This is a genomic window from Blautia aquisgranensis, from assembly GCF_040096615.1.
GTDB lineage: Bacteria > Bacillota > Clostridia > Lachnospirales > Lachnospiraceae > Blautia_A > Blautia_A aquisgranensis.
Map to the genome: position 1 here is coordinate 93,019 of NZ_JBBMEJ010000003.1, position 21,672 is coordinate 114,690.

Here is a 21,672-nt window from a genome sequence, read left to right on the forward strand (position 1 = left end):
ATAAAAATGCCCTGTCACTGGCTGTATGATGTGAAGTACAGCTGTGATGGGGCATTTTTCTTAATATTACAGAGTTTGCATAAAAGTTTACATAAGTTTCCGCTTCAGCATGTCCGGATTCAGGGCATATTTCAGGGCAGTGTCGCGTGTGATTCTGCCTTTTTTGTACAGCTCCAGAAGGCTCTGATCCATGGAACGCATCTGCTCCTGACTGGAGGTGGAGATCACACCTTCGATCTGATGTACCTTATTGTCGCGGATCATGTTCCGGATGGCAGGGGTGAGACGCATGATCTCAAATACGGGGATGCTTCTGCCTTCAATATCCGGGATCAGCTGCTGGGAGATGACTGCCTGAAGAACCATGGAAAGCTGAATGGCGATCTGGCGCTGCTGGGAAGGCTCAAATACATCCAGGATACGCTCGATGGTGTTGGCAGTTCCCAGTGTGTGAAGGCTGGAAAGAACCAGATGACCGGTTTCGGCAGCAGTCATGGCGGTCTGGATCGTTTCATAATCACGCATTTCACCGAGGAGGATCACATCCGGGCTCTGGCGTAGTGTGGCACGCAGGGAGGTAAGATAGCTCTCAGTGTCTGTACAGATCTCACGCTGGCTGACAATGCAGCGGTCGTGGCGGTGCAGGTATTCCAGAGGATCTTCCAGCGTGATGATGTGGCCTTCCCGGGTGTGGTTGATTCGGTCGATCAGGCAGGCCATGGTGGTGGATTTTCCGCTTCCGGCAGAGCCGGTCACAAGAACCATGCCGCGGGTGTAATCGGCGATACTCATCACATCGTCGGGAATGGAGAGTTCGGCAGGATCCGGCAGACGGAAAGCGATCACACGGATGACAGCGGCCAGGGAACCACGTTGTTTGTAGGCGTTGACACGAAATCGTGAAACGCCGGAAATGGAAAACGAAAAATCGTCATCACCGATTTCCAGAAGACGTGTGATATCACGGTTCCCTGCAAGCTGGTATATGATACGAAGCAGATTTTCAGTCTGTTCGGGCATCAGGCGGTCACCGCTGTTAAAAAGATGACCGTCGATCTTTTCCGACAGCGGGCGGCCTGCAATGATAAAGATATCAGAAACGCGCTTGTTGGCTGCTTCTGCTAAAAATTCAGGAATCGGGGTTTCCATATGTTTATTCTCCTTTAAATACATTCTGGCTGTTATCTGGTTTCCAGGTATCGGTAAGCTCTGTGCTCCACTGAAGGGGTTCAAGAACAGGACTGTTCTGAGAGTCTGGATAGAGAACCTTCAGTATGACAGAAAGCTGCTGGGTGTCTGAAATTTTCTGTGAAAAAGAAATGGTATGCTGATCGGAATCCCAGGTAAGTCCGTCCTGTTTTTCTGCAAGTTGTCCGGCCTCTGAAAAATAAGCGTCCTCATCGGATGTGTTCCGGACATTCTGTGCCAGAAGATTTTTTAACGTTGTTATTGTTTCGGTGGCTTCCCGGCAGGCTGTGTAATAGGCCTCGGTCTGATCCAGAGAACGTCTGGCTGTATTCAGACTGCTGCGGGAATTACCAAGCGTAAGCAGAGAGAGAACAGCAAGAACTAACACAGAAAAGATCAGAAACAGAGAAGGAATCCCGGCTGTTACAAAAAAAGAGTGTTTTTGTTTCATCTGGAGTCCTCCTTTTCTTCACTGTAGGCAGGAAAGCTTAAGTTGATCTGATAAAGCTCCTTGTGATCCGTAGTGCGGTAAAAAGTCAGGGAGCCGGATTTTTCCTGTGAGGAAGTAGCCGGGGTAAAGACCATCTCATAAGCAGATTCGCTGTCTTCACAGTTCTGCCATGCCGCATCGTAGTACCAGACGAGATCTGCGGATTTCCGGCTTCCGTTCGGAAGAAGGGATAAAATCTGCCCGTTTGAACCGTCTGTACCCTCCAGTGCCTCGCCCATGGATGTGGTCAGAGCCTGAATCTGATTCAGCTGCTGTGCCCGGAGCCGGTTGGATCTTGCAGCTGCAAAGACCTGAATACAGGCAGCACAGGAAAGGGAAAGAAACAGAAGCGCAAGGATCATTTCCATAAGAAAGAGGCTGTTTCCGGAATTATGCTGCAATTTTTTCATGATGTGGGCTCCTTTCCGGTTCCGGTATCAGCAGATGCTGCGGAAGCTGTGCTGTGAAGCAGAAACTGCGAGGTGATCTGTGAGGTGTTTTTCAGTGTGATGCGGTAAAAACCATCGTTCAGAGCTTCCGCCTGAAAATCAGAAAGCTTTGCGATCGCAGTACCGGCAGCAGAGCCGGCACTGGAATCGGCAGCAGTGAAAAGCTCCATAAGGCTGTTGTCTTTCAGATAAATATAGGTGATGTAATCTTTTCCTTTGATCGTATCCCGGAAACAGAGGGCATTGACACCGTCCAGAGTGCCGGTAAAGATCCCATCTGTCTGGTCATGCTGCCGGAATTTTGTGGTGAGATAGGCAGTGGCAGTTCCCAGGCTGTCATTGGCTTCGGTCTGTTTCAGGGTCTGCTGGTAAACTCTTGCAGAAAAAAGAAGCATCAGCATAAGAAACAGGGCAAAGATTCCAAACAGCAGGAGTGAAAAAAGTGAGGAGACGGAATGACTGTTGTTTTTCTGAAGCTTCATGAAACGGTGCCTCCTTTCATGCCGGAACTGTTTTTCCGGGTAATGACACTGATAGACGGCAGAAGGTTGGAACCGTTTGGTATGTATTCTACCAGGAACCGGTTTCTGTCATAAGTGATATGGTAGTCATCAAGAAGCTGCGAAAGATCTTCCGGGTATTCTCCGGTCATGGCGTATGTGCGTATGGCGCTGCTTTTTAATGTCTGTTCCAGAGCAGAACGTTCTCTTGCAACGGTCTGCTCAGAAGCATGTCCTATACCTGCAATAAACAGAATACAGATCAGAATCAGCAGAAGTGCAGGGAGGAGAAACAGAAGATTTCGCAGAATTTTTTTTCTGCGGCTTTCAAAAAGTTCCATTCACTCACCACCTTACACTGCAAAATCTGAGAGGATTCCCAGAAGCGGCATCATTACAGAGAGAAGTACAAGTCCGACCAGAAGCGAAAGCAGGATCACGATAGTAGGCTCCACAACAGAGACGGCCTGTGAGATCAGGCTTACAGACTTTTCTGTGTACTGCCGGGAAAGCGTGTGCAGAGTCTCGTCACTGGTTCCGGAATAAAAAGAAACAGTGACAAGCTGTCCTTCCATGCCGCTGAACAGGCCGGATTCTGTAAGAGCTTTGGAGAAAGCCTCTCCTTCTTCCAGCAGTGCAGAAGTTTTTTTTACGCGGGAAAGAAGCTTGGGCTGTGTGATAAGTGCCTGGGTAAGCTGAAGAGTGGTTTCCGGGGAAAGACCGCTCTTTAAGCCAAGGGACAGTCCCTGTGCCAGACGGCTGTAATCCATGGCAACCGGAATTTCGCGGAATACAGGAAGGTGTGTGACCAGTTTCCGGAGCTTTTGACGGCCTTTTTCTGTGAGACTGAAAAACAGGACGCAGCCGGTCAGCACAGCAGCCAGGATGAGAAAGAGCACAGAATAACGGCTGATTACATTTCCGGCGTTCAAAAGTCCCTGGGAAACGCCGTCCATTTCCATTCCCATCTGCTGAAATACCTGCTGGAAAACAGGAAGGACTTTTATAAGGAGGACCAGGATCACCACAGCCATCATACCCAGCATAATCAGCGGATAGATAACAGCACTGCGGATCTGGTCGGAAATTTCCTGTTCCTGCTCGTAATGGTCGGAAAGACTTTTCATGATCTCATCCAGACATCCGGTTTCCTCGCCGGTTTTTATGTAGGCGGTCATGGATTTCGGGAAGCAGCCTGCTTCCTCCATTGCCTGGGAAAGAGAGCCGTTTTCATCGATGGAGTGGATCAGAGAGTTAAGAATCTCGCGGTCCGTATCGGTCTTACTTTCATCGCAGAGGATATGAAGTCCTTCTGCTGTGGATATGCCGGAATGCAGAAGCATTCCCATCTGCCCGCAGAAGCTTGCCAGCTCACGGGCGGTAAGTTTATATTTCATAGTATTGTCTCCTTTTTGTGAATGACTGTCAGCGTATGAACTGTACCGTATAGTTGCTTTCATCTCCGATGTAATCCTGAATAGCGTCCTTGTCATCGCTGTTAGAATCAAAGGTGGGATCCATCAGCTTCCAGGTATCACCTTCAAAGGATATGGCTTTTGTGACCCAGCCTTTATTTCGGATGTAGACATCAATCCAGGCATGCTTGATCTCGCCGGAAAAACCGATCTCAAGCTTGCAGGGAATATCCTGACTTCGCAGCATGGCTGTAGTGAGTGCAGCGTAATCAAAACAGATGCCGGTACCCGTCTTAAGAGTATCATCCACATCCGGAAGATATCCGGCTTCTACAGAATCTGCCTTGTCATAGTCGTAGGTGATGTGCTCGGTAACGTATGTATAAATGGCGTTCAGGATATCCACATCTTTCATACCTTCTGTGACGAGAGACTGTGTTTCTTTGCAGGCCTGGCTTTCCGGCGAAAAATCCACATACTGGTTAGGATACAGAAACGGAAGAAATTCATTTTCAAGCTTCACAGAGAGCGTTTCTGTATACAGAGCTGCGTACTGGCTGCCTTCAACCTGCTGGTAGCAGGTGATGAGATAGTCGCCGGAGCCCTCCGAAAAAGGAAGGACAGCCTGTTCATCCGGTTCCAGAAAATAAGAATAAAGGACACCGGATGGAGTGGTAAGCTGTATATTCATACGGGAATCACCGGAATCGGACTGTGCAGTGAAGTATCCCTGAGCCTGATTGGAAATATCCAGGATCAGCGGAGAACTGCCGAGAGTCTGACTGCCAGGAGCTTCCGGAACAAGGATGCGGGCCGGAGAATAGGAAGGGGGTTCCCCACCGGAGCTTTTTGCGCCACCGCAACCTGTGAGACTGACCAGCATTCCGGAAAGTATTAGCACAAAAAGGAGACGGATAGATAAAAATTTAGACATGTTTACCGTTCTCCTGATATATAATGGCTTTTTTTACTTTTACAGACAACAGTATAGCAGATTGTGGAAAAAAAAGACAGAAGCAGGGGAGAAAATGAGGGGGAAAATATTGACATTTCGCGAATAAAGCAATATACTGTGTATATAAAGGCAAACCTGTTGAAAAGCAGGGACGCAAAGCCAAGGGTCTAAGGTCAAAATTGAAAGACTATGACAGCCGGTTGCCGCATTAAATTCCGATTTAGTGACGTACTGTAATCACATCCAGGTGAAAATAGGATTTATGTGTTGACGCGGCCGTTTATTTTAAGGGATAAGCGGTTTTTTTGATGCAATAAATCAGCGGGCACCATATGGATGATGGCAGGAACGTCCATTTTCAGAAAGGTGTGAAAAGTATGAAGAAAATGAACCTTATAAACTTTTTAAAGAAGAAAAAAATCGCAGCAGGGTGTGTTGCAGCAGCAGCGCTGATCACAGCCGGAAGTTTTGCAATGGTATGGCAGGATTCACAGGTACCGGAGCTACCGAATTATACGGATCCGGTAGTAGAACAGACGATTACGGATGATGATACTCCATTAGCTGCCAAGCCAAAAGTAACAACCAAAACAACAAAGCGGACAAAGACAACGAAGAAAAACATCAAGTTAAACAAAGCAGCTACGAAAACCTATACGAAGAATCTTCCGACAACAAAGAAAGTTTCCTCAAAGACAACAAAGAAAAACCAGACAACAACTGTAAAAACCCAGACAATGGTACAGACAGCTACAAGTCAGAAATATACCAAAAAATCCAAAAACGTTGTGCAGACACAGAAAGTTGTAACAACTGTAACAACAACGACAACTGTTGCAGCAGCACAGGCAACAAGTGCAAAAACCACAGCAACCAGTGCAAATGCGAAAAAAGAGAAATACACAGTCAGCAATGTAGCGTCTATTGCACCAAAGATGAACAGCAAAGTCCTGAATGCTTATACAAAAATGGGATTTACTGTAACCGTTGATCCGAGCGTTTCCTATGCGGGTTATTTTGATGCCAGAACAAGAAGTATCACACTTCAGAAACAGGATGATACGATTTACCATGAGCTGGGACATTACCTGGCATTTATAGCAGGAAATGTAGACAGATCGAGCTCTTTTGCAGCAGTATATAACAGTGAAAAATCTAAATTTACAGGTGTCAGAAAGGCATATGCAACACAGAATGCATCCGAGTATTTTGCAGAGTCTGTTCTGAACTATGTCGAGAATCCAACAGCATTGAAAAAAGAACGTCCGAAGACATATGAGGCAGTTGTAAACGCACTGGCTAAGGTTACAGATACACAGGTAAATAAGATTATGACGGTTTATAAGGTTATCTGGAAGTAATTAATTACATAGCTGAACACCCGGGAGAAATTCCGGGTGTTTTTGTGTCATAAATAATTTCCGCAATTGTTCATAGGAAAAAAACGCGAAAAAGAGATATTCAGGATAAAATTGTCGACAAAAATTTCTTGCATTGCTTCAAAAATGGTGTATATTATTATCATAATTATTACATTCAATGACGGTTCAGACACCAGATACAGCCATGTCAGGCTGTATAGGATTCCATTAATTTTAAAAATTACAATAAGAATAGAGGTATTTATGAGAGAAAAGTATGAATCATTATCTCTGGCTGTGCTGAAAGATCTGGCAAAGGCAAGAGGGATGAAAGGCATTTCCACTTTGAGAAAACCGGCGCTGATTGAAAGAATGCTGGAGGAAGACGCTAAAGAATCCGCAAAGGGAAATAGCACTGAAGTACAGAGAAGCACATCCGAAGAGATAACTGTAAAAGATAAGAAGTATGAGAGGGAAAATGAGGAATATCATACTCATTCCACATCGGAGAGTATGCAGGAACAAAGAGAAAATTATCGTATAAACAGGAATGATCAGGAACACAGAACAACAGCACGCAGAGAAAACATCAGAGAAGGATATAATAAGGACGGCTATAACCGTGAGAATTACCGGAGACCGATAAGAGAGGAACGTACATCTATGCGCGAGAATGCACATGAGACGGATCTGCGTGCCGAGAACGGGAATGTTCCGTCAGAACCGGCACAGCTTGACAGCGGTGAGAAGGCCAATGGAATTCTTGAGGTGCTTCCGGACGGTTATGGATTTATCCGCTGTGAGAACTATCTTCCGGGAGAGAATGACATTTATGTTTCCCCCTCTCAGATCCGCCGTTTTAACTTAAAGACAGGAGATATCATCCAGGGAAATATCCGGATCAAGACTCAGGGCGAGAAGTTCAGCGCACTTCTTTATGTTTCTTCTATCAACGGTTTTCATCCCAGCGAAGGCCAGAGACGATATAATTTCGAAGATATGACACCGATCTTTCCAAATGAGAGACTTGTCATGGAGCGTGCAGGTGGCACAACTGCCATGCGTATAGTGGATCTGATAAGCCCAATCGGAAAAGGACAGAGAGGTATGATCGTATCTCCACCTAAGGCAGGTAAGACAACCCTTCTTAAAGACGTTGCCAAATCGATCCTTAAGAACAACCGGGACATGCATCTGATCATTCTTCTGATCGATGAGCGTCCGGAGGAGGTTACGGATATCAAGGAAGCGATCCAGGGACCAAATGTGGAAGTGATTTATTCTACCTTTGATGAGCTTCCGGAGCATCACAAGAGAGTTTCCGAGATGGTTGTGGAGCGTGCCCGCCGTCTTGTGGAACATAAGCAGGATGTTATCATTCTTCTGGATTCCATTACCAGACTGGCCAGAGCCTATAACCTGATCATCCCGCCAAGCGGAAGAACCTTATCCGGTGGTCTTGATCCGGCAGCTCTTCATATGCCGAAGAGATTTTTTGGCGCAGCCCGTAATATGCGTGAGGGCGGAAGCCTGACGATCCTTGCGACTGCACTTGTGGATACCGGCAGTAAGATGGACGATGTGATCTATGAGGAGTTCAAAGGAACCGGTAACATGGAGCTGGTACTGGATCGAAAATTGCAGGAAAAACGAGTATTTCCGGCTATCGATATCCAGAAATCCGGCACAAGAAGAGAGGATCTTCTTCTCAGCAAGGATGAACAGGAAGCTGTCTATATTATGCGAAAAGCACTCAACGGAATGAAGTCCGATGAGGCTGTAGAACAGATACTGAATACCTTTGCGCGTACAAGAACGAATGCAGAACTGGTACAGACAGTAAGAAAACAGAAATTTTTATAAAGTCCTTGCATTTTAAGGAAAGCTATGTTATACTTAGCAAGCTGTTTAAAATGGAATTCGTCAAATGTATACGAATAATATTAAATTATATAGAGAGGTGAAAATCATGAGAGAAGGAATCCATCCGAACTACTATCAGGCAACTGTAACCTGCAACTGCGGAAACACTTTCGTAACAGGTTCCACTAAAGAGGACATCCACGTTGAGATCTGCTCCAAATGCCATCCGTTCTACACAGGACAGCAGAAGGCTACACAGGCTCGTGGACGTATCGATAAGTTCAATAAGAAATACGGCCTGAATAAGTAATTATTACGAATACAGGAAATGAGAAGGTTGAGGTTGGGAAATCTCAACCTTTCTTTAACTGAAAATATTTTTCAGCTGCACAGGAGAGAATGAATGAAATCATCGAATATCGGCGGACAGGCCGTGATGGAAGGAATCATGATGCGCCACAAGGACAAGTATTCCATCGCAGTGCGCCGCCCGGATAAAGAAATCGAGCTGAAAGTAGAAGATTATAAGTGCATATTCGGAAACGGACAGTTTTTAAAGAAGCCCATTATCCGTGGAGTAGTAAGCTTCGTGGATTCTCTTGTGGTGGGCACCAAATGTCTGATGTATTCGGCAGAGATTGCGGGCGACGAGGAGGATGAGGAAGAGGCGAAGAAAAATGCCCATCTTACCGACAAGGAGCGCTCTGCGAAGAAAGCAAAGGAAGACAGGCAGTTTAAGTGGCTGCTTTATGTGACGGTGGCTTTTTCCATTGTTGTATCAGTTGCTGCATTTATGTTGCTTCCTTATGCACTGGCCAGTCTGATCCGCAAAGTCGGGGCATCGGAATTTGCAGTCACAGTTGTGGAAGCTTTTGTGAAGCTGGCGCTGTTTATGGGATATATGCTTCTGATTTCCAGAATGAAGGATATTCAGAGGACTTTTATGTATCATGGTGCGGAGCATAAATGTATCAACTGTGTGGAGCACGGAATGCCCCTGACGGTTGAGAATGTGCTGAAGAGTTCCAGATTACATAAACGCTGCGGAACAAGCTTTCTGTTCCTGGTTATGCTGGTAAGTATTGTGCTTCACTTTGTGTTTGTACTGGTTCCGGTTTACTGGGTGAGGCTTTTCGGAAGACTGCTTATGGTTCCGGTAGTTGCAGGAATTTCTTTTGAGATCATTCAGTGGGCAGGAAGAACAGACAGTAAATTTGCAGATATCATGAGCAAGCCAGGTCTTGCCATGCAGAGACTGACCACCAAGGAGCCGACAGCAGATATGGCAGAGGTTGCCATTAAGGCTGTTGAAGCGGTTTTTGACTGGAGAGCATATCTGAAAGAGGAATTCGATCTGGATATTCCTTATGAGACAGAGGAGACATGCCATGCAGACTCTTGAGTCCCTTCTGAAAAAAGGCACAAATATATTGAAAGAAAATAGACTGGAAGAAGCCGGGCTGGATGCCTGGCTCCTTCTGGAATTTAAGACCGGAATTAATCGGGCATATTATTTTGCACATGGAGATGAACCGGTGTCTGATGAGACCGCAGCAGAGTATCTGGAGCTGATCGGCAGGCGTGCAGGCCATATTCCTGTACAGCAGCTGACTCATCAGGCTTTTTTTATGGGCTATGAATTTTATGTAAACGAGAATGTACTGATTCCCAGACAGGATACGGAGACGCTGGTGGAAGAAGCACTAAAGCGTATGGAAGATATGAAAGAGCCTGAAATTCTTGACATGTGTACAGGCTCCGGATGTATTCTCATCAGTCTTCTTCTGGAACGGGAGGATGCCCGTGGTGTGGGAGCAGATATCTCAGGAAGTGCTCTTGAGGTGGCAGAAAAGAATGCCAAAGTGCTGGGGGTGGAAAATCGTGCCCGGTTTGTGGAAAGTGATATGTTTTCTGCACCGTATTTTTGCGAAAAAGGTGGAAAAGAGGACAGGAAATATGATATCCTTATTTCAAACCCGCCTTATATAGCAACGGAAGAAATTGAGACATTAATGGAAGAGGTGCGTCTTCATGACCCGAGGGGAGCGCTTGACGGCAGGGAAGACGGGCTTTATTTTTACAGAAGCATTACATCTGAGGCAGGAAAATATCTGAAGCCCGGAGGATGGCTTCTGTATGAGATCGGCTGCACACAGGGAAGTGCAGTCAGTGATATGATGAAAGAAGCTGGTTTTACACACATTCAGGTCATAAAGGATCTGCCTGGACTTGATCGTGTGGTGATTGGACAGAAACAGGAGGAAATACATGTTTGATAAACTGGATGATCTGCTGGTGCGCTTTGATGAGCTTCTCAATGAGCTTGGAGAACCGGGAGTGACCGATGACCCGGCACATTTTCAGAAGCTTATGAAAGAGCAGAGCGACCTGCAGCCAATCGTAGACGCATATAAAGAATATAAGAAAAATAAAGAGACGATCGAGGACAGCCTTTCCATGCTGGAAAGCGAGAAAGATGAAGAGATGCGTGAAATGCTCAAGGAAGAGCTCTCCGATGCAAAGAAGAGAGTCGAAGAGCTGGAGCATGAGCTGAAGATCCTTCTTCTTCCGAAAGATCCTAACGACAGCAAGAATGTTATCGTTGAGATCCGTGGAGGCGCCGGTGGTGATGAGGCAGCACTTTTTGCAGCGGAGATTTACCGTATGTATGTGAAATATGCAGAGTCCCGCCGCTGGAAGACAGAGATGCTCAGCCTCAATGAGAACGGAATCGGCGGCTTCAAGGAAGTAACCTTTATGATCAAGGGAGAGGGTGCCTATTCCAGACTGAAATATGAGAGTGGTGTACACCGTGTACAGCGTGTGCCGGAAACAGAGTCCGGCGGAAGAATCCATACTTCCACCTGTACAGTAGCGATCATGCCGGAGGCAGAGGAGATTGATTTCCATCTGGATCTCAACGAGTGTAAATTCGACGTATTCCGTGCATCCGGAAATGGTGGTCAGTGTGTCAATACAACAGACTCCGCGGTACGTCTTACCCATATTCCGACGGGAATCGTTATTTCCTGCCAGGATGAGAAATCACAGCTTAAGAATAAGGACAAGGCACTGCGTGTACTTCGTTCCCGTCTTTATGAAATGGAGCTTGCAAAACAGCATGATGCGGAGGCTGAGGCCAGAAGAAGCCAGATTGGTACCGGAGACCGTTCCGAGAAAATCCGTACCTATAATTTTCCACAGGGCCGTGTGACGGATCATCGTATCAAGCTTACGCTTCATCGTCTTGAGAATATTCTTAACGGAGATCTGGATGAGATCATTGACAGCCTGATCGCAGCAGACCAGGCCGTGAAGCTGACAAAGCTTAATGAGCAGGAGTAACCGGATAATTACAAATATAAATTAAAAAAAACTATAATAATCAGGAGGAAACGTAACATGAAAAAGACAGCACTGGTAATTATGGCAGCCGGAATCGGCAGCCGTTTCGGAAAAGGTATCAAACAGCTTGCACCGGTAGGACCGAAGGGTGAGATCATTATGGACTATTCCATTCATGATGCACTGGAGGCAGGTTTCAACAAAGTTGTATTTATCATCCGTAAGGATATCGAGGATGAGTTCCGTAAAGTTATCGGCGATCGTATAGAGAAGATTACAGAGGTAGCTTACGCATTCCAGGAGATCGATGATCTTCCGGGAGACTTTAAGAAGCCGGCAGACCGTACAAAACCGTGGGGAACAGGACATGCTGTACTTGCAGCAAAGAAGGTTCTCTCTGAGCCGTTCGCTGTTATCAATGCAGATGACTACTATGGAAAAGAAGCATATGTGAAGGTTCACGACTATCTTGTACAGGATCATCCGCAGGATGGTCCGATGCATATCTGTATGGCCGGATTCCGTCTTGGAAATACCTTAAGTGATAACGGAAGTGTTACAAGAGGCGTATGCCATATCGAAGAGGGCAAGCTTGTTGGTGTTACAGAGACACATAATATCTTCAAGACAGCTGACGGTGCTGAGACAAGAAATGACGATGGTACAGCAGAAACACTGGATACAAAGAGCCTTGTTTCCATGAACATGTGGGGACTGACACCGGAATTCATGGAGATCCTTGAGAAAGGCTTCGTGGAGTTCCTTGGCGGAATCGAAGAAGGCGACATCAAGAAAGAGTACCTTCTTCCTGAACTGATCGACCAGCTTATCCATTCCGGCAGAGCGGCCGTAGATGTTCTTGAGACACAGGACGAGTGGTTCGGTGTTACATATCAGGAGGATAAGGCATCTGTACAGGCTGCATTTAAGAAACTGACAGATGACGGTGTTTATCCGGAGGGGCTGTATCAGTAATAAAGGAGAACATTATGGGCAAATATTTCGGAACAGATGGTTTTCGTGGTGAGGCAAATGTAAAGCTTACAGCAGATCATGCATTTCACGTGGGTCGTTATCTCGGCTGGTATTATGGCAGAGATCACAAGGCAAAGATCGTGATCGGTAAGGATACAAGAAGAAGCAGCTACATGTTTGAGTATGCTCTGGCAGCAGGACTGACAGCTTCCGGAGCAGATGCTTATCTGCTTCACGTAACAACAACGCCAAGTGTTTCATACGTAGTACGTACAGAAGATTTTGACTGCGGTATCATGATTTCCGCAAGTCACAATCCATTTACTGATAACGGAATCAAGGTTCTCAATGAGAACGGACAGAAAATTTCCGCTGAGATCGAGAAGCGCATTGAAGCTTACCTGGATGGTGAGATCGAGGAACTTCCACTGGCAACAGGAGAAGATATTGGACGCACAGTGGATTTTGCATCAGGAAGAAACCGTTATATCGGACATCTGATTTCCATTCCATGTCATGACTTTAAGAATGTCAAGGTTGGACTGGACTGCTCCAACGGAAGCTCATCTGCTATTGCAAAGAGTGTTTTTGACGCACTTCGTGCAAAAACATATGTGATCAACAATGAGCCGAACGGAACCAATATCAACCGTGGCTGTGGCTCCACTCATATCGAGGTGCTGAGACAGTTTGTAATCGATAAAGGTCTGGATATTGGTTTTGCATACGATGGAGATGCAGACAGATGTATCGCAGTTGACCATCGCGGAAATATCATTGATGGTGACAAGATCATGTACGTATGCGGTAAATATCTCAAAGAAAAAGGTCAGCTCAATGGCAACACAGTTGTGACCACTGTTATGTCCAATCTTGGCCTTTACAAATCTCTGGAGCGTGAAGGCATCGACTATGAGCAGACTGCAGTTGGTGACAAATACGTTGCTGAGAACATGATGGAAAATAATTATAGTATCGGTGGCGAGCAGTCCGGACATATTATTTTCAGCCGCTATTCTGCTACAGGTGACGGAATCCTTACTTCCCTGATGATCATGGAGGCATGTGTGGACAAGAAGGCAACACTCTGTGATCTTGCAAAGGAGATGAAGGTTTATCCGCAGCTTCTCCGCAATGTCCGTGTGTCTGACAAGAAGACAGCACTGGACAATGAGAAGGTGAAAGCTGCAATCGAGGCTGCAGCAGAGGCACTGGGCGATGATGGACGTATCCTTGTACGTGAGAGTGGTACAGAGCCACTGATCCGTGTTATGGTAGAAGCAGGAACAGATGAGCTCTGCCATAAATACGTAGACAGTGTTGTTGATGTAATGGAAGCCGAAGGGCTTGTTGTAGAATAAGGTAATCCATGAAAAATACAAAGACAGTATTGATTCTTGCAGCCGTGACAGGGGCGTTGCTTCTGGGCGGCTGTGGCAGTGAAAAAACAAAAACATATGAGCAGGCAGGCAAAGATCTTTCACAGGGAAGTTACAAGTATGCGCTGGAGGAGTATCAGACTTCGATCCAGAACGGAGTGAAGCTGGCACAGTCTTACAGAGGAGCAGGAATTGCGAATCTCCGTCTTGGTAAGTATGAGGATGCTATAACCAGTTTTACGGATGCGCTGAACTGTGACAAGGTAAGCAAAAGTCTTCGCAAGGATATTCTGTCCTACCGGACAACTGCAGAGCTGAAAGCAGGTAAATACGAGGATGCAATGGCAGACTGTCAGACACTTGGAGTAGATTTTGAGATGGATGCAGGTACCTATTTCCTTACAGGAAAAGTTGCTCTTGCCATGGATTCCTACGAGGAAGCTGCTTCTAACTTCAAGCAGGCATATGGAGAAAACGCTACCTACGATATGGCTATTCAGATCTATGAAGCATATCTGGACAAGGATATGGAGGCAGACGGAACCAGATATCTGGAAGCTGCGCTTTCCTCAGAGGCGAAGGATGCCCAGGATCACTGTGACAGAGGCCGCGTTTATTATTACATGGAAGACTACAGTAATGCCAAGAAAGAGCTTCTGGAAGCTACCAAGAAGGACAACACAGAAGCAGTACTTTTGCTTGGCATGGTGTATCTGGCACAGGATGATGTGGATAATGCAAAAGCTATGTATACACAGTATATCTCAGCAGAGGGAGATTCGGCAAAAGGCTATAACGGGCTGGCACTGTGCGATATCCGTAACGGAGATTATGATTCTGCACTGGACAATATCACCAAGGGACTTCCGACAGCATCCACAGATGAGATGCAGAGTCTGTTGTTTAATGAGATTGTTGCCTATGAGAAGAAGCTGGATTTTGCCACAGCTCTGACGAAGGCTCAGGAATATATTGATATGTTCCCGGAAGATTCCGCTGCAAAAAAAGAGCTGGCTTTCCTTAAGACCAGAACATCTTCGGAGGGCTGATATGGAATATTTTGACGAGATACAGGACCGTGTGATCCTGATCGGCGTGCAGGCCAGTGCCGGAGATGATATGGAAGAATCACTGGATGAGCTTGGTGAACTTGCTTCTACAGCCGGTGCCTCCGTGGCGGGCAGGATCATTCAGAACCGGGAGGCTGTTCACCCGGGTACCTACATTGGTAAGGGAAAGATCGAGGAGGTTAAAGGTCTTCTCTATGCTTTAAATGCCAATGGTGTGATCTGTGATGATGAGCTTTCTCCTGCACAGATGAATAATCTGGAGAGGGAGCTGGAATGTAAAGTCATGGACAGAACTCTTCTGATCCTTGATATTTTTGCGAAGCGTGCGGTGACCAGTGAGGGTAAGATCCAGGTGGAACTTGCACAGCTTCGTTACCGTTCTGCGCGTCTGGTAGGACTTCGCTCCTCATTTTCCCGTCTGGGAGGCGGAATCGGAACAAGAGGACCCGGTGAGAAGAAGCTGGAGACAGACCGCCGTCTGATCCGTAACCGGATTTCCGCGCTGAAGCAGGAGCTTTCCCAGGTGGAGAAGCACAGAGAGCTGATCCGTTCCAGAAGATCGGAGGGCAATCTTAAGACTGCAGCCATCGTAGGCTATACCAACGCCGGAAAATCCACACTTCTGAATACACTGACAGGGGCAGAGGTGCTTTCTGAGGATAAGCTTTTTGCAACTCTGGATCCAACGACCCGTCTTCTCACACTGGATGACGGGCAGCAGCTGCTTCTTACAGATACGGTAGGTTTTATCCGCAAGCTGCCGCATAATCTGGTGGAGGCGTTTAAGAGTACTCTTGAAGAGGCGAAATACGCGGATTATATTATCCATGTGGTGGATGCTTCCAATCCACAGGCGGAGATGCAGATGCATATCGTATATGAGACCCTGAAAGAGCTAGGTGCCCTTGGTAAAAAAACGATCACGCTTTTTAACAAGCAGGACCGTGTTTCCGGAGAGAGTCTCCGGGATCTGCGGGCAGATCATACTCTGAAGATTTCTGCACGTACAGGAGAAGGACTCCATGAGCTGAAAGAACTTCTTTCAAAAATCCTGGCAGAAGGCCAGATCTATATGGAGCGGCTTTTTCCCTATGCAGAAGCTGGCCAGATCCAGCTGATCCGTGAGTACGGCCAGCTTCTTTCCGAGGAATATACAGAGGGCGGGATTGCGGTAAAAGCAAGGGTTCCGCGTGAAATCTACCCGAAAGTTACATAAATGTTAAAAACTAAACTCAGTACCATATATAGTACCCTGAACAAAACGGACACTATATATGGTACTTTTTGTATTGACGTTCGATAGTGTGTCTGCTACAATAAGCCTACAGCGCTTTAAAAATATATGCGTGAGGGAGGCATTTTTTTTATGTTTCAGGTAGTAAAAAGAGACGGTGAATTAGACGAATTTAAGATGGGCAAGATCACAGCTGCCATTGACAAAGCCTTTGATGCGAAGGATAAGAATTACAGCCCGGATATGATCGATCTTCTGGGGCTTCGTGTTACCGCAGATTTTCAGAATAAGATCGAAAACAACAGGATCTCAGTTGAAGATATCCAGGACAGTGTGGAGAATGTACTGATCCAGGCAGGATATTCTGATGTAGCCAAGGCTTATATTCTTTACCGCAAACAGCGTGAGAAGATCCGTAATATGAAATCTACCATTCTTGACTATAAAGAGATCGTAAACAGCTATGTGAAGGTTGAGGACTGGCGTGTAAAAGAGAACTCAACAGTTACCTACTCCGTAGGCGGCCTGATCTTAAGCAACTCAGGAGCAGTTACCGCGAATTACTGGCTTTCTGAGATCTACGATAATGAGATCGCAGAGGCACACAGAAATGCAGACATTCATATCCATGATCTGTCCATGCTGACAGGTTACTGTGCAGGCTGGTCACTGAAGCAGCTGATCAGGGAAGGTCTTGGCGGAATCGAGGGCAAGATCACTTCTGCACCAGCCAAGCACCTGAGCGTGCTTTGCAATCAGATGGTCAATTTCCTTGGAATTATGCAGAATGAATGGGCAGGAGCACAGGCATTTTCATCCTTTGATACATATCTGGCACCTTTTGTAAAGGTGGACAATCTTTCCTACAGAGAAGTGAAGAAATGTATCGAATCTTTTGTATATGGTGTGAACACACCAAGTCGTTGGGGAACACAGGCACCATTTTCCAATATTACACTGGACTGGACAGTTCCGGATGACCTTGCAGAGCTTCCTGCTATCGTAGGCGGCAAGGATATGGACTTTAAATATAAGGACTGTAAGAAAGAAATGGACATGGTCAACAAAGCATTTATCGAGACCATGATCGAGGGCGATGCCAACGGACGTGGCTTCCAGTATCCGATTCCGACCTATTCCATTACGAAAGAATTTGACTGGTCCGACACTGAGAATAACCGGCTTCTCTTTGAGATGACTTCCAAGTACGGTACTCCGTATTTTTCAAACTATATCAACAGTGATATGAAGCCAAGCGATATCCGCAGCATGTGCTGCCGTCTTCGTCTTGATCTCCGTGAGCTTCGCAAAAAGAGCGGCGGTTTCTTCGGCTCCGGTGAGAGCACAGGCTCTGTTGGCGTTGTTACGATCAATATGCCGCGTATCGCTTACCTTTCCAGAACACCGGAGGAATTCTACCACCGTCTGGATCATATGATGGATATTTCAGCAAGATCTCTTCATATTAAGCGAGATGTGATCAGCAGACTTCTTGACGAGGGTCTTTATCCGTATACCAAGAGATATCTTGGAAGTTTTGAGAATCATTTTTCAACCATCGGTCTTGTGGGAATGAATGAGGCCGGACTGAACGCATGCTGGCTTAAGAAGGACATGACAGCTCCGGAGACACAGAAGTTCACAAAAGAAGTTCTGGAGCATATGAGAAGCCGCCTGTCCGATTATCAGGAACAGTATCCGGGTGAGCTTTTCAATCTGGAGGCAACACCGGCAGAATCCACTGCTTATCGTCTTGCGAAACATGACAGAAGCCGTTATCCGGATATCAAGACTGCCGGAAAAGAGGGTGACACACCGTATTACACAAACAGCTCTCATCTGCCGGTTGACTATACATCCGATATTTTTGATGCACTGGATATCCAGGATGATCTGCAGACATTGTATACATCAGGAACGGTTTTCCACGCATTCTTAGGAGAGAAGCTTCCGGACTGGAAAGCAGCAGCAGCCCTTGTGCGAAAGATCGCCGAGAATTACAGACTGCCGTATTACACAATTTCTCCGACTTACTCTGTATGTCAGGAGCATGGCTATATCAGCGGCGAGCACTTCACCTGTCCGAAATGCGGCAAAAAGGCTGAGGTTTACAGCCGTATTACAGGATATTACCGTCCGGTACAGAACTGGAATGACGGTAAGACACAGGAATACAAGAACCGTACACTGTACGACATTACACATTCCCAGCTTAAGAAGGTACACACCAGCATGATGACCATGAAGGGCGACGAGGTGGAGATCCAGCCGGTTGCATCTCACAAGTATCTTTTTACAACCAGCACCTGCCCGAACTGCCGTATGGCAAAAAAGATGCTGGAAGGTGAAGAACTGGAGATCATCGACGCAGAGCAGAATCCGGAGTTGGTAAAACAGTATGGGATTCGCCAGGCACCAACACTTGTGATTACCGACGGTGCACAGGTTAAGAAGTATGTGAATGCTTCTAATATTCAGAAGTATGTGGATGAAGAGCTTGATTGAAACAGGTGAGTTTTTCTTTAAATGAATTTTTGGGGTACCCTTTTTGCTGGAGTGGCAGCGAAGAGGGTATCTTTTTATATTGTTGGATATTTTTTTTGTTTTTGGTATAATAGAGTAAAGTGTGATTTGGGTTGACATTTCGTGGCGGGATGGTATACTGATATATGAAATTTAACGATTAAAAGCGTTACGCTTTAAAGAGGGAAAGCTGCGGACAGCTTTGGAACGCCGGGAATTGTTTCCCGTGGAAATTTGCGAGGGGGAAAGCTCTCAGAGTTGCGAAGCTCGCATATTTCCCCCTCGCGCTCCCCCTTTCTGGGCACGCTTTTTTTAGGGCTACGCTGTAGAAAGTGTGAGATTATTGGTGGGGTGAGGGATGCGACTTTCGTTGAGCGTGTCAGGCTGAGCCGATGAATGCAGACGGACGGGAAAGCGGCTCGCGCAGCGGGCCTGTTCCCTGTTATTATGAAAAAAAGTTTCATTCCGGAAGGGGAACCTGCTGCAGCGAAAAGCCCCACCCGTGATGGAACAGAAGTACCACAGTCACCAGTATCGGCAGAACGCAGCCCCATTAGACAATCGCAGAATACATCTCCTCTCCAACCGCGAACCACAACCGCAACGCAGAACAGCGGCGTGGCCGGGAGGGGAGGAGCGCGAGGAGGGGACGATGGCCTTCGCAACTACGAATGCTTCCCCTCCTCGCACCTGCCGCTTGCGAAGAAAGCTCCACCCCGGAAGGGAAAATAAATAAAAGAAAAGAGGACCCCAAACTATGGTAAAACAGAATATTGTCTTTGTAGAAAACACACCAGGAAGCCTGCAGAAAGTAACCCGCATTCTTGCGGAGAATCAGATCGATATCTACGGATTCGGTTGCTTCGACGCACCGGAATTCGCAAACTTCCGTATGGTATGCGACAACCCGGAAAAAGCAGACGAGATCATAGCAGAGCAGGGCTACATGACCCGTATCACACAGGCCATCCTTGTAGACCTTCAGGACGAGATCGGCGGTCTTGACAAGCTTTTAAGCGTCATGGGCGACAGCAATGTAAACCTTCATTACATCTACACATTCTTCCACAGAGGACTCAAGGTACCGGTAGCAATCATGCATTGCGAGGATCTTCTGGTTGCAGAGAGTGTTCTCCGTAACAATGGTTTCAGAGTTCTGGACCGTCTTGTAAATCCGGAGGGAGTACAGACAGAAGAGAAATAAAAAAAGGATGATCAGGAATGAAGTATCGTATTTTTATTGTAGAAGATGATGAAACAATCGCAAGTCTTCTGAAAAAACAGCTCAGTTCCTGGGAATATGAAGTTTTTTCTGGCTGAGGATTTTTCCAATGTACTGCAGGAATTTGCGGGGAAAGATCTGACGGTTCATCTGGGTGTGGACATTAAAGGTGACGATAAACAGAAGATCCGGTATGGAAATGTTGTTTATCAGACACTGAAGGATTACAGGCAAAGAGAAAATTTTTCCGAGAATATCATTTTGCTGGGAGGTGTCCGTCAGGTCGAATACGAAACCTACTATGCAGATAACGGAAGTCTTCTGTTCATCGGAATCTTTCTGGGCAGTCTGTTTCTGATGGGAACGGTGCTGATCTTTGCAGTGGTTTACGGTCTGATCTATTCCATGACTGCCAGGGCATACTACCGGATCGTAGAAAAAACATAACGTTTTAAGGTAAAGTGTTGAAGTTTTAATGTCACAATGCTAAAATAAGAGAGCGTGTCGGGAAACTGTGAAGGGTTTCCGGGGCACGCTCTTATTGCGTATATACGGAAGAACGGTGGAATGGACACCGTGGGTATACAATGGAGGAAATCAATGAAAAGAGAAAGTTTCAGAAAAGGTATGAAGGATGGAGTACCCATTGCACTTGGATATTTTGCAGTGTCCTTTACCTTTGGCATGATGGCCGTTGCCGGAGGCTTAAGTATCTGGCAGGCAGTTCTGATCTCACTGACCAACCTGACATCGGCAGGACAGTTTGCGGGACTGGATATTATTTTTGTGGGAGGCTCCATGTGGGAGATGGCGATGACCCAGCTGGTGATCAATCTACGGTATTGTCTGATGTCTTTTTCATTGTCCCAGAAATTCCGGCGTGAAGAATCAGGAATTCTGAAATATGTGGCGGCTTTTGGTATCACAGATGAGATCTTCGGTATCAGTGCAGCCCAGGAGGGAAAAGTCAGCGTATTTTATAATTACGGAGCCATGTGCGTGGCAATTCCGGGTTGGACACTTGGAACTTTGGTAGGAGGTATCTCCGGAAGCCTTCTTCCGGATTTTATGCTCAGTGCCCTGAGTGTGGCTATTTACGGAATGTTCCTGGCGATCATCGTTCCGCCGTCCAAAAAGAGTAAACCGGTTCTGGGAGTTGTTGTGGCATCCATGGCAGTGAGCACCATTTTTGCGGTAACACCTGTGCTGAAAAAAGTATCTTCCGGATTTATGATCATCATCACAACATTACTGGTAGCAGGTCTGGCGGCTTATTTCTGTCCGGTGGAGGAGAAGGAGGAAGCGTCTCATGAGTCATAATGTATATCTTTATATTCTTGTAATGGCAGTGGTTACCTACCTGATCCGAATGCTGCCGCTTGCACTTGCGAAGAATGAGATCCACAGTCCGTTTATCAAGTCCTTTTTGTACTATGTTCCGTATGCCTGTCTGGCGGCTATGACATTTCCGGCGATTCTGAAAGCCACAGACAGTATGATCTCCGGTGCAGCAGGATTCTTTGTAGCACTGATCGCTGCCTACAAAGAAAAAAGCCTGATCACGGTGGCACTGCTGGCGTGTGTGGCGGTGTTTATTGTGGAAAGAGTGCTGGTATTTTTATAAAATCATATAAAATAAAAAAGGAGCTTTTGAAGCTCCTTTTTATTTGGGGTGGATGTCTGTAATCCATTTTCATTGTGTA

The 21,672-nt window shown here is 46.3% G+C and carries 22 protein-coding genes and 1 riboswitch; of the genes, 15 read left to right on the forward strand and 7 right to left on the reverse strand.

What is annotated here, in order from left to right:
- Positions 1 to 87: 87 nt before the first annotated feature.
- Genes WMO28_RS03900 through WMO28_RS03930 form a run of 7 tightly spaced genes read right to left on the reverse strand, consistent with a single transcriptional unit; the run spans position 88 to position 4,976 of the window.
- On the reverse strand, positions 88 to 1,149 hold the full coding sequence (locus WMO28_RS03900) for a PilT/PilU family type 4a pilus ATPase (RefSeq protein ID WP_178641766.1): 1,062 nt from the start codon (positions 1,147 to 1,149) through the stop codon (positions 88 to 90).
- A 4-nt stretch (positions 1,150 to 1,153) separates the two neighbouring features.
- A complete protein-coding gene (locus WMO28_RS03905) occupies positions 1,154 to 1,639 on the reverse strand; it encodes a hypothetical protein (RefSeq protein ID WP_349056131.1) in 486 nt (161 codons plus the stop codon).
- Positions 1,636 to 2,088, reverse strand: coding sequence for a hypothetical protein (locus WMO28_RS03910; RefSeq protein WP_349056132.1), 453 nt, complete (start codon positions 2,086 to 2,088; stop codon positions 1,636 to 1,638). Before WMO28_RS03910 ends, WMO28_RS03905 begins: the two co-directional genes overlap by 4 nt.
- A complete protein-coding gene (locus tag WMO28_RS03915) occupies positions 2,085 to 2,609 on the reverse strand; it encodes a DUF4860 domain-containing protein (RefSeq protein WP_349056133.1) in 525 nt (174 codons plus the stop codon). Before WMO28_RS03915 ends, WMO28_RS03910 begins: the two co-directional genes overlap by 4 nt.
- Positions 2,606 to 2,968 (reverse strand): hypothetical protein, encoded by a 363-nt coding sequence (locus WMO28_RS03920; protein WP_349056134.1) that lies wholly within the window; start codon positions 2,966 to 2,968, stop codon positions 2,606 to 2,608. The genes WMO28_RS03915 and WMO28_RS03920 overlap by 4 nt, the downstream gene beginning before the upstream one ends.
- 12 nt (positions 2,969 to 2,980) lie before the next feature.
- Complete coding sequence (locus WMO28_RS03925) at positions 2,981 to 4,024, reverse strand: type II secretion system F family protein (protein WP_349056135.1); 1,044 nt, start codon at positions 4,022 to 4,024, stop codon at positions 2,981 to 2,983.
- Positions 4,025 to 4,052: 28 nt separating this feature from the next.
- Complete coding sequence (locus tag WMO28_RS03930; RefSeq protein WP_178645299.1) at positions 4,053 to 4,976, reverse strand: transglutaminase domain-containing protein; 924 nt, start codon at positions 4,974 to 4,976, stop codon at positions 4,053 to 4,055.
- A 139-nt stretch (positions 4,977 to 5,115) separates the two neighbouring features.
- Positions 5,116 to 5,205: riboswitch (cyclic di-GMP riboswitch) on the forward strand.
- Between the two features lie 169 nt (positions 5,206 to 5,374).
- Between WMO28_RS03930 and WMO28_RS03935 the strand changes: the two genes are divergently transcribed.
- From WMO28_RS03935 to WMO28_RS04005, 15 genes are all read left to right on the forward strand, one after another.
- Positions 5,375 to 6,358, forward strand: coding sequence for an anthrax toxin lethal factor-related metalloendopeptidase (locus WMO28_RS03935; RefSeq protein ID WP_349056136.1), 984 nt, complete (start codon positions 5,375 to 5,377; stop codon positions 6,356 to 6,358).
- Between the two features lie 264 nt (positions 6,359 to 6,622).
- Positions 6,623 to 8,221 carry a transcription termination factor Rho gene (gene rho / locus WMO28_RS03940; RefSeq protein WP_178644701.1) on the forward strand — a complete coding sequence of 533 codons (1,599 nt, stop codon included), beginning with the start codon at positions 6,623 to 6,625 and terminating at the stop codon, positions 8,219 to 8,221.
- 106 nt (positions 8,222 to 8,327) lie between these two features.
- Positions 8,328 to 8,531, forward strand: coding sequence for a 50S ribosomal protein L31 (gene rpmE / locus WMO28_RS03945; protein ID WP_015526151.1), 204 nt, complete (start codon positions 8,328 to 8,330; stop codon positions 8,529 to 8,531).
- 93 nt (positions 8,532 to 8,624) lie between these two features.
- A complete protein-coding gene (locus WMO28_RS03950) occupies positions 8,625 to 9,623 on the forward strand; it encodes a DUF1385 domain-containing protein (RefSeq protein ID WP_178644699.1) in 999 nt (332 codons plus the stop codon).
- Positions 9,610 to 10,497: a peptide chain release factor N(5)-glutamine methyltransferase gene (prmC, locus tag WMO28_RS03955; protein WP_349056137.1), complete on the forward strand. Its 888-nt coding sequence runs from the start codon at positions 9,610 to 9,612 to the stop codon at positions 10,495 to 10,497. The genes WMO28_RS03950 and prmC overlap by 14 nt, the downstream gene beginning before the upstream one ends.
- Positions 10,490 to 11,566 (forward strand): peptide chain release factor 1, encoded by a 1,077-nt coding sequence (gene prfA / locus WMO28_RS03960; protein ID WP_178644695.1) that lies wholly within the window; start codon positions 10,490 to 10,492, stop codon positions 11,564 to 11,566. Before prmC ends, prfA begins: the two co-directional genes overlap by 8 nt.
- Before the next feature lie 57 nt (positions 11,567 to 11,623).
- Positions 11,624 to 12,541: a sugar phosphate nucleotidyltransferase gene (locus WMO28_RS03965; RefSeq protein WP_178644694.1), complete on the forward strand. Its 918-nt coding sequence runs from the start codon at positions 11,624 to 11,626 to the stop codon at positions 12,539 to 12,541.
- Between the two features lie 14 nt (positions 12,542 to 12,555).
- Positions 12,556 to 13,902 carry a phosphoglucosamine mutase gene (gene glmM / locus WMO28_RS03970; protein WP_349056138.1) on the forward strand — a complete coding sequence of 449 codons (1,347 nt, stop codon included), beginning with the start codon at positions 12,556 to 12,558 and terminating at the stop codon, positions 13,900 to 13,902.
- A gap of 8 nt (positions 13,903 to 13,910) precedes the next feature.
- On the forward strand, positions 13,911 to 14,969 hold the full coding sequence (locus tag WMO28_RS03975) for a tetratricopeptide repeat protein (protein ID WP_178644690.1): 1,059 nt from the start codon (positions 13,911 to 13,913) through the stop codon (positions 14,967 to 14,969).
- 1 nt (position 14,970) lies between these two features.
- Positions 14,971 to 16,206, forward strand: coding sequence for a GTPase HflX (gene hflX, locus WMO28_RS03980; protein WP_349056140.1), 1,236 nt, complete (start codon positions 14,971 to 14,973; stop codon positions 16,204 to 16,206).
- 150 nt (positions 16,207 to 16,356) lie between these two features.
- The gene (locus WMO28_RS03985) at positions 16,357 to 18,729 is read left to right on the forward strand and encodes a ribonucleoside triphosphate reductase (protein ID WP_349056141.1); all 2,373 of its coding nucleotides are present in this window, start codon (positions 16,357 to 16,359) and stop codon (positions 18,727 to 18,729) included.
- 775 nt (positions 18,730 to 19,504) lie between these two features.
- The gene (locus WMO28_RS03990) at positions 19,505 to 19,951 is read left to right on the forward strand and encodes an amino acid-binding protein (protein WP_178645257.1); all 447 of its coding nucleotides are present in this window, start codon (positions 19,505 to 19,507) and stop codon (positions 19,949 to 19,951) included.
- A 96-nt stretch (positions 19,952 to 20,047) separates the two neighbouring features.
- Positions 20,048 to 20,416 carry a hypothetical protein gene (locus WMO28_RS03995; protein ID WP_349056142.1) on the forward strand — a complete coding sequence of 123 codons (369 nt, stop codon included), beginning with the start codon at positions 20,048 to 20,050 and terminating at the stop codon, positions 20,414 to 20,416.
- Positions 20,417 to 20,569: 153 nt separating this feature from the next.
- Positions 20,570 to 21,289, forward strand: coding sequence for an AzlC family ABC transporter permease (locus WMO28_RS04000; protein WP_178645259.1), 720 nt, complete (start codon positions 20,570 to 20,572; stop codon positions 21,287 to 21,289).
- Positions 21,279 to 21,593 carry an AzlD domain-containing protein gene (locus WMO28_RS04005; protein WP_178645260.1) on the forward strand — a complete coding sequence of 105 codons (315 nt, stop codon included), beginning with the start codon at positions 21,279 to 21,281 and terminating at the stop codon, positions 21,591 to 21,593. Before WMO28_RS04000 ends, WMO28_RS04005 begins: the two co-directional genes overlap by 11 nt.
- Positions 21,594 to 21,672 lie beyond the last annotated feature (79 nt).